4 protein-coding genes and 1 pseudogene are annotated in these 6497 nt (G+C 27.4%); all 5 read right to left on the bottom strand.

All coding sequences use genetic code 11. The features are described 5' to 3' along the window. Positions 1-787 precede the first annotated feature (787 nt). Positions 788-1855 (bottom strand): molecular chaperone DnaJ, encoded by a 1068-nt coding sequence (dnaJ, locus tag BBA70_RS00320; protein ID WP_011412346.1) that lies wholly within the window; start codon positions 1853-1855, stop codon positions 788-790. A gap of 136 nt (positions 1856-1991) precedes the next feature. After that, a pseudogene (gene dnaK / locus BBA70_RS00315) lies at positions 1992-3820 on the bottom strand (molecular chaperone DnaK). Then, positions 3804-4229, bottom strand: a complete 426-nt coding sequence (locus tag BBA70_RS00310; protein ID WP_252861422.1) for a nucleotide exchange factor GrpE — start codon at positions 4227-4229, stop codon at positions 3804-3806. Before BBA70_RS00310 ends, dnaK begins: the two are co-directional and overlap by 17 nt. Beyond that, on the bottom strand, positions 4223-4528 hold the full coding sequence (locus tag BBA70_RS00305) for a hypothetical protein (RefSeq protein ID WP_252861421.1): 306 nt from the start codon (positions 4526-4528) through the stop codon (positions 4223-4225). Before BBA70_RS00305 ends, BBA70_RS00310 begins: the two co-directional genes overlap by 7 nt. A 170-nt stretch (positions 4529-4698) precedes the next feature. After that, positions 4699-5733 (bottom strand): heat-inducible transcriptional repressor HrcA, encoded by a 1035-nt coding sequence (gene hrcA / locus BBA70_RS00300; protein ID WP_011412343.1) that lies wholly within the window; start codon positions 5731-5733, stop codon positions 4699-4701. Positions 5734-6497: the final 764 nt, after the last annotated feature.

The following is a 6497-nucleotide window of genomic DNA, read 5'->3' as shown; positions in this document are numbered from 1 at the left end:
AAAAAAAAACGAAAACAAAATAGTTAATCATAAATGTTTATATATTATTAATTTACAAGTCAAATCGGATGTATGTGATATATTTTAAACGAACATCTAAATAACTCATAAGCATTCCTAAAAATGCCCCCAAAGTAAAATAAGGCAAATAGGAGCTGTTATTCGTGATACACTAGAAGAACAAAAAATACGTAGGCATATACAAATATTTAAAAAATAATTGTTTCTTTATTTCACCTAAACTTTGGCAAAAACCTAATTCATGCCATACAAACACAAAAGAAAGTGACAAATAAATAATAAAGTTTTTTGAATAACTCTTTTATAAGTTGCTCTACAATAAACTGTAACCGAACTTAATTTTTTATTATCTTGAATTTTTTCTTTAAAATTATCTAATAAAAACATGTTATTTCAACTCTTTATTAAATTAAATTATCAAATTAGATTTGTTAAAGTTTTAAAGTCTCTAACTTGAATATAATAAAAGAATTTATGCCTTTGTTATAACTCAAAATATTTAATTAGTAGTTAATTTAATATTGTAAATATTAATAAAATAGAAAATAGTAAAACTATTTATCTACTATTAATTATAACATAATATAAAAACTATATTCCCATTCAACATTTATATTAAAAAATATTAATTTATTGTTAATCATAATACAATTAAAATTAACTATGTAAAACTCTAAAAATTTAAACATTAATATTACCACTTAATAAAAAAACCAACTTTTAAGTTGGTCTCCTTATTATTTTATTATTTATATCATTACTTATATTAACTACGATGTTGCAAATCTAATAATTTTTGATATAATCTTTTTTCTTCTAAGCTTAATGGGTTAGGAGTTTTGAGATGAACAACAACATACTGATCACCTTTACGATAAGAAGAATTAAGATGTGCAACTCCTTTATTTTTCATTCTTAATTTATTTCCTGATTGAATCCCTGAAGGGATTTTTAAAGCTACTTCACCATAAATAGTAGGAATCAAAATATTAGTTCCTAAAACAGCTTCTGGCAAAGTAATAAAGATTTCTAAAATAATATCATATTCACGTCTCACAAAAGATTCATGAGGGCGCACTTTAAAAGTAATATATAAATCTCCTGCTTTTTGATTATTACTTAAAGGAACAAAATTTCCTTTTCCAGGAACTTGCAAAGACATTCCTTCTTGAATCCCTGCAGGAATATTAAAGGTAGCTGATTGCTTAACTTTTTGACGTTTTTGTCCGTGACAAGCATAACATTTATTTTTAATTTCTTGTCCTTTACCACTACAATTAGGACAAACTTGACGAGAACGAATATTACCTAAAAAAGTTCTTTGCTCAGTAATAATTTGTCCAGTTCCACCACAACGTCTACAAGCAATAACATCTTGATGGGAAACTGCTCCTTTACCATGACAAACTCTACAATCAGCTTCTACAGTAATTTCAATAGTTTTGTTAGCCCCTAAAACAGAATCAATAAAACCAATAGTCATCTCTACTTTTTTATCATAAGAAGGTTTTTTAGTTTGTTGATTACCAAAAATATCTCCAAAAGAACTGAAAAAAGAATCCCCAAAAGAATCAAAGCCATCAAAACCACCACTACCGAAGTCAGAAAAACCGTTATCTGAAGAATCACCAAAACGATCATAATTACTTTTTTTAGAAGCATCTCCTAAAACACTATAAGCTTCTTGAACTTCTTTAAATTTGCTCTCGGCGTTAGCTTCTTTGGAAATATCAGGATGATATTTTTTAGCAAGAATACGATAAGCTTTTTTGATGTCCTCAGGACTTGCGTCTTTATCTAGACCCAAAATATGATAATAATCTTTTTTTGTCATTGTAGCTAACTTCTCCTAATAATAAAACTAAGGGGTTTTGCCCCTTTGATTTCATTATTCTTTATAGTTTGTTTTTTATGGTTGTTTTTGTTTAGTTATATTTTTAGTATTTTGTTGTTATTATTTTTATTATTGATTATTTTTGTTCTTCAAAATCAGCGTCTACTACTTCGTCTTGAGGTTTTTCATTTTTAGCAGTGGTGTTTTCTTGCGCACCTTTTTCTTGAGCTTTTTGATAAGCTTTCATTGCGATTCCTTGAGATTCTTTAGTAAGACTTCCAGTTTTTTCTTTAATTAAAACAGTGTCATCTCCTTTTAGAGCTTCTTCTAATTCTTTAATTTGATTCTCCACTTTGTCTTTTTCTTCTGGTGTAACGTCTGCTTTTAAATCTTCTAAAGATTTTTTAGTGTGGAAAATCATATTTTCTGCTTCATTACGCGCATCAATACTTTCTTTTTTCAAACGATCTGCCTCAGCATTTTCTTCAGCTTCTCTAATCATTCTTTGAATTTCTTCTTCTTTAAGGGCACCACTTCCTGAAATAGTAATTTTTTGTTCTTTGTTAGTTCCTAAGTCCTTGGCTTTAACTGATACAATTCCATTTGCATCCAGGTCAAAAGTAACTTCAATTTGAGGAATTCCACGAGGTGCTGGTGGAATATCTGTTAATTGGAATCTTCCCAAAGTTTTATTATCAGCTGCTAAAGGGCGTTCTCCTTGTAAAACATGAATATCTACTGCTGGTTGATTATCTGCGGCAGTTGAAAAGACTTGTTTTTTAGATGTTGGAATAGTAGTATTTCTTTCAATTAATTTAGTAAAGACATTGCCCAAAGTTTCAATTCCTAAGGAAAGTGGAGTTACGTCTAACAATAAAATATCTTTAACTTCTCCTGATAGAATTCCTCCTTGAATAGCAGCTCCAATAGCAACTACTTCATCAGGATTAATGCTCTTATTAGGAGTTTTATTCAATTCATTTTTAACTAAATCCTGAACTGCAGGAATACGAGTAGAACCACCCACTAAAAGCACTTGATCGATTTTTTTAATATCTAATTTGGCATCACTTAAAGCACGTTTTACAGGAGCCAAACAACGATCAATTAAATCTTTAGTAAGTTCATTGAATTTAGCACGAGTCATATTGTATTCTAAATGAAGGGGACCTGCTTCGCTCATTGTTAAGAAAGGCAAAGAAATTTGTGAAGAAGCAACACCACTTAATTCTTTTTTAGCTTTTTCAGCAGCATCTTTTAATCTTTGCATTGCCATTTTATCTTTGGAAAGATCAACACTATTTTCTTTTTTGAATTCTTGCACTAAGAAATCTACTATACGCAAGTCAAAATCATCACCTCCCAAAGCATTGTCTCCAGAAGTAGAAAGCACTTCAAAAGTACCGTCCATCAAAGTTAGAATAGAAACATCAAAAGTTCCTCCTCCTAAGTCAAACACTAAAATGGTCTGTTCTTTGTCACCTTTGTCAACGCCATAAGAAAGAGCAGCTGCAGTTGGTTCGTTAATAATGCGTTTAACATTTAAGCCTGCAATTTTACCTGCATCTTTGGTAGCTTGTCTTTGAGCATCATTAAAATAAGCAGGAACAGTAATTACTGCCTCACTTACTTGAGCTCCTAAATAATCTTCAGCAGTTTTTTTAAATTTGCCAAAATCATTGCACTAATTTCTTGTGGAGTGTATTTTTTACCACTCACATTAACAGTATAATTAGCTTCTCCCATGTGTCTTTTGATAGAACTAATAGTATTAGGATTGGTAATTGCTTGGCGTTTGGCAATTTCTCCTAACATAATTTCATCACCTTTAAAAGAAACTACAGACGGAGTTGTTCTTCCACCTTCAGCATTAGGAATAACTTTTGCCTCGCCGCCTTCCATTACAGCAACACAAGAGTTAGTTGTTCCTAAATCAATACCTATAATTTTATTCGTTTTTTTCATTTTTATCACTCCATTCATTTACTTTAACCAATGTTGGTCTTAAAATTCTTTTTTTATATAAATAACCTTTTTGTAAAACTGCTAAATTGGTTTTATCAGGCTTTTCAAAGTCACACACTGTTTCTAAAGCGTGGTGAAAAGTAGGATCAAAAGGTTTATTAAGAGCCTCAATTTCTTCTACTCCTTCATCTTGCAACACTTTTTTTATTTGTTTTTGTAACAACTTAAAACCTAATAAATATTTTTGCAACAATTCATTTTGTGTAGGCATATCAATTACTTTTTCTAATTGCTCCAATGGCATTAATAAATTATTAATAAAATTACTTGATGCATATTTTAATTCATTTTCTTTTTGAGTTTGAGCTCTTTTCTTAAAGTTAATGAATTCTGCTTGATTTTTTAACAACCCTTCATCAAAGGTTTTTTTTGTTGGGAAAGTTTTTGTTGTAATTCTTTAATTTGAGTTTGTAATTTGGTAATTTGTTGATGACTGCTTTCTTTTGATAGATGTTTTTGTTGTTTAGTATTTGTTTGTTTGGTTTTGTTTGGTTGATTTTTAAAAGTTTCATCTTCCTTTTGGTTGTCTTTATTTGTTGTTTGGGTTTCTTCTTTTTGGCAATTTTGACATTCTGTATAATCTTTATGTAATTCTTTTGTTTGTGTTTTTAAATTATCTAAGTTATCTTGTTCTTTTTCTAAAAACATCTTAAAACCTCTTTTCTTTCTTCATATAATTATGTTTTTATTTTGTTGATTACAATTATTTTGGCAGACTGTTTGGTTATTTTATTTATTTAATTAAATTATAAATTATTTACTTATTATTTATTATTTGTTATAATTATTTATTTTACAATTATTTATTCTTTTATTTGTTATTCTTGATCGTTTAATTTAGATAAATGAACTGCCAAATATTCCAAAATAGGAATAACTTTAGGATATTTCATCCACGAAGGTCCTACAACTGCAATTCTTCCTTTCTCATTAGGATTTACATCGAAAGGAATAGAAAGAATCATACAATCTTTTAAAGGAGTAAGTTGCAAGCCATCAGAAAATTTAAAAGACAAACTATCTTGATTTAACATAATTTTTAATAATTCTTTACGCTCTAAAAGACCCATAAATTTTTTAATAATTTCAGGATTGTTTAATTCAGGTTTTTCAAGCATTTTAGAAACCCCCGAAAAATAAAGATTCTCTGAGGCAAAACTACTAAAAGCTTCCATAAACAAAGCAATTAATTGTTCTTGAAAACAAATATATTTAGCAATAGTTTTTTTAAAAAAATCACTTTGAATAATATGGGCTGCTTCTGATAAAAACTTATCTTTCAACAAATCATTTACTACTTGCACTACATCTTTAAGGTCATAAATGCTAATTTCTTTTGTTTGTTCCAAAGAAATATTTTGATGTTGTACATTTCCTTTATCAGTAATAATCAAAATAACAGCTTGAGCACTATTTAAAGGAATAAAATCAATTTTAGTAATTTTACTATTATTAAAAATATCAGAACCAATTGCCATAGTAGTATAATTAGTTAAATTATTTAACAAATTAAGAGCTTCTTTAATTACTTGCCCTTTACAAAAACGCTTTTTTTGAATCACTTTGTCAATGCTTTCAAACATACAAGCAACATCATGATCACGCGTTAATAAATGGTTTAGATAGTAAACATAACCCTTAAAAGAAGGAACTCTACCACTAGAAGTATGATTTTTTTGTAAAAACCCCTCTTTTTCTAATTGCACCATATCATAACGAATAGTAGCACTTGCAAATTTAAGATAAGGTAAATAGGTAAGCATTTTAGAACCTACTGGTTGTCTTTTTTGTGAATAGTTTTCAACTACAGCCTTTAGGATTAATTTTTTTCTATCTGAAAGCATATTCATCACCTCTTGGCACTCACATTAACGATTGCCAATAATATTGTATTACTTTTTTTGTTGAATGTCAACCTTATATTTTCATTTTTTTATATTTTTATTTATTTTTTATTTATTTTATATTGATTTTAATGTGATTTTAAATAATTAATAATAATATAAAAAAAATGAAAAAAATTGCTGTGGAAAAAGCTTTGTCTTATTCCTTTGAAGATAATTTTATAAATCAAATGGCTAATATATTACAATCAATGTATAATTTAAACAAAGATTTTGAAAATGTAAAAAACCAAGTAGATTAGAAAAATGTATGGCAAATGCACCTTTATATCTCAAAAATAAAATGTAAAAGAGAAAAGGAATTGAGCCAAGTCAAAAGGGGAATGAGTGATAACTTCTGATAATAACCAATAAAATAAAGGATTAAAAAATTATTTTAATTTAATAGTAATTTTTTCTTAGAGATATCTAATTTTTATTATTTATTTTAATATTATAACATTTTTTCAGTTTAATACAACATAAAAAATAAAAATCTACAAGAAAATCCTTATCAAAAAAGGGTAAAAGTTAAAAAAGATTTAATTGAAAAATAAAATTTAAATGAGTTTTTTTTGAATTTCCGAAACACAATTAAAATTAAAATATACCTTTATCTTTCATTTTTTAATAAAATAAATTGGATTAAGTAGAAAAATGTTATATTTTATTGTTAAGAATAAGCTGAATAAGGATTAATATATTGATTAAGTTTTTTGCTTTCTAAATAATTA

The sequence above is a fragment of the New Jersey aster yellows phytoplasma genome (genome assembly GCF_002554195.1).
Lineage (GTDB): Bacteria > Bacillota_I > Bacilli_A > Acholeplasmatales > Acholeplasmataceae > Phytoplasma.
Note: the sequence above shows the minus strand (reverse complement) of the source record. Positions and strands in the feature narration are given on the sequence as shown.

Excerpts from the sequence above, each read along its gene's own strand:
- dnaJ (WP_011412346.1), bottom strand. The coding sequence starts at position 1,855 with ATGACAAAAAAAGATTATTATCATATTTTGGGTCTAGATAAAGACGCA.
- BBA70_RS00305 (WP_252861421.1), bottom strand. The coding sequence starts at position 4,528 with ATGTTTTTAGAAAAAGAACAAGATAACTTAGATAATTTAAAAACACAA.